This is a genomic window from Methylobacterium sp. B1 (genome assembly GCF_000333255.1).
Classification (GTDB): Bacteria; Pseudomonadota; Alphaproteobacteria; order Rhizobiales; family Beijerinckiaceae; genus Methylobacterium; species Methylobacterium fujisawaense.
Window position 1 is genome coordinate 1 of sequence record NZ_BACT01000629.1, and the last position, 2,515, is coordinate 2,515.

Sequence of the window (2,515 nt, forward strand, 5' to 3'; positions counted from 1 at the left end):
GTCACATCGACGAGGCGTTCAAGCTGCTGCAGCAGGCCGCCGATGCGAGCCCCCGGGACGGGATGATCGTCGACAGCCTCGGCTGGGCCTATTACCGCCTCGGCCGTTGGGACGATGCGGTGCGCGAGCTGGAGAAGGCGGTCGAGCTGAAGCCCGGCGATCCGACCATCAACGACCACCTGGGCGACGCCTACTGGCGTTCGGGCCGGCGCCTCGAGGGCAAGTTCCAGTGGCAGCACGCCAAGGATCTGAACCCCGAGCCGGACGACCTCACGCAGATCAACGCGAAGCTGAAGGACGGTCTGCCCGACATCGAGAAGCCGACCGCCACCGCCGAGACCGTGCCGGCCCCGGTCGCCGCCCCGCACAACGCCGAGAACCCGGAATTGCCGAAGGGCGCCCCCCAGCCGCACGAGGCGCCGGGCGCCGCCGACAAGGCCAAGAAGTCGGGGGGCTAGCGCCCCTCTCCCGATCCTGCGCGCCGGCGGTCCGCACCTCGTTCGTCACGGCGGTGCGGCGGCCGGCGCCGCCCGCAGCCGAAGCTCGGGCGCGCCGTCCCGAAGATCCGCAAGGCGGCTTCGGGCCGCAAGGGCAAGATCTTCGGCCTCCGGGCATGAGCCTGCGCCCGTTCAGGCTCCCGGCGCCTGCGTAAGATCGCCGGTATTCTGCACCCGACATCCCGTCGCGCCGTCCTGCAAAGCGCAAAGACGAACGGGATTCTCTTGGGGACCGTAGCTCAAGAGGCCTAATTGCCTGCCGATCCGGGCCCGCTAGGCTCGCGCCTCCGCAACCTGTCGGAGTGGATCGTGAAAGCGCTGAAGCCGGTCTGGATCCTGCTGGCCCTCGCCTATGCGGCATCCGGAATCCCGGCCGATCCTGCGAGCGCGCAGGACACGGTGTCCGGGCCGGCTGCGTCCATCCTGGAGGCCGTCCCCGTCTCGAACGCGCCGCTCGGCGGCTTTCCCTACTTCGCGCTCCCAGACGGCTACCAGCCGCTGAACCCGCCCGAGACCCGCGCTTTCGGGCATTTCCTGTTCTGGACCGGCACGGCGCTCCACGAGGTCGAGGGCAAGGTCTTCCTGTCCATCATCGGCACCAAGGACGGCAAGACCTACGCATCCTATGAGCTGAAGAAGAACATCGAGGCCGTGCTGACACAGGCCGGCGGCCTGAAGATTGCCGACAGCAGGATCCCCGCCTCCCTCACGGAGACGCTGCCCGAGGACATCCGGATCGGGATGTATGAGGGCCTGGGCAATGTCTACAACGAGCCGGCGCAGACCTGGGTGATCCGCCGGCCGGATCGGCAGATCTGGGTCCATTTCGTGCCCGGCAGCAACAACGCGGCCTGGACCATCCTGGAGACCAAGCCGTTTCTCCAGACCGCCGCCCTCCTGCCCGCCGAGCAGCTGAAGCAGGACCTCGACACGACGGGAAAGGCGGTGATCCAGGTCAACTTCGCCACCGACAGGACCGAGATCCTGCCGGCCTCCGCCCCGCAGATCGACGCGGTGGCGGGCCTGCTGCGGACGAATCCCCGAGGCGGCCTCCCGCGGCAACCGGTCGGACTGGATGGCGCGCCCCGGCCGCAACCGCTAGGCGCGCCCTGCGGCGAAACAGTCCCGCCGCCGCGGATCCGTCGCGGCTGCGGGAACCTGAGGCCGCACCGGCACTTTCGCATCCGAACCTTTTCGACTGACGGAGCGAAAGCATGGCCGAGAGCGGCACCAGCACCACACCCCGGACCCACAAGACCCGCAACGACACCGACTCGAACGCCAAGAAGGTCTCGATCGACGCCCTGAACGCACGGCTCGCGGACGGCATCGACCTCGCCCTGGCGATCAAGCAGGCGCACTGGAACCTGAAGGGCCCGCAGTTCATCGGCATCCACGAGATGCTCGACGGGTTCCGCACCGAGCTGGACGACCTCAACGATAAGGTCGCCGAGCGCGCGGTGCAGCTCGGCGCCACGGCCTTCGGATCGGCCCAGGTGGTCGCCGAACGCACGAAGCTGCCGCCCTACCCGACCGGCATCTACGCCATCGCCGACCACGTCGCGGCGCTGATCGACAGCTATGCCGGCTACGCCAACGCCGTGCGCGAGAACATCGACGAGACCGACGAAGCGGGCGATCCCGGCACGGCCGACCTGTTCACCGAGATCTCCCGGGCGGTCGACAAGCACCTCTGGTTCCTGGAGGCCCACGTCCAGGAGCCGACCGGCGCCCTGCGCGACGGCAATCCGGGCCGCTGAAGGCGCGCGGTCCTTCTGAAGGCGCTGGCCCGAGGGATCACACGTCCCCGTCCGAGACCGGCGCCGTCCCGGACGCGTGCAGTCCCCCCTCCCCCTGTGGGGAGGGGCCAGGGGCGGGGGCGGCTCTGGACCGAGCGGTCCGGTGACGTCCGAACGCCCCCGGTCCCGGGCCTCCCCAGACGGCGGAGGAGCGCGCATCGCGGATGAACCGGCGCGGCGATCCGAAAGCGCCGAGGGGGAGCGACGCGGCATCCCTCA

General features: G+C 69.7%; 3 protein-coding genes. All 3 read left to right on the forward strand.

The window, feature by feature from the left end; all coding sequences use genetic code 11:
* Window positions 1–458, forward strand: a 458-nt coding sequence (locus tag I53_RS18655; protein WP_043353381.1) for a tetratricopeptide repeat protein, incomplete at its 5' end; no start/stop codon positions are given.
* Between the two features lie 348 nt (window positions 459–806).
* Window positions 807–1,805 carry an OmpA family protein gene (locus I53_RS18660; RefSeq protein WP_251982363.1) on the forward strand — a complete coding sequence of 333 codons (999 nt, stop codon included), beginning with the start codon at window positions 807–809 and terminating at the stop codon, window positions 1,803–1,805.
* Window positions 1,712–2,257: a DNA starvation/stationary phase protection protein Dps gene (gene dps, locus I53_RS18665; RefSeq protein ID WP_043353382.1), complete on the forward strand. Its 546-nt coding sequence runs from the start codon at window positions 1,712–1,714 to the stop codon at window positions 2,255–2,257. Before I53_RS18660 ends, dps begins: the two co-directional genes overlap by 94 nt.
* The last annotated feature ends 258 nt before the right edge of the window (window positions 2,258–2,515 follow it).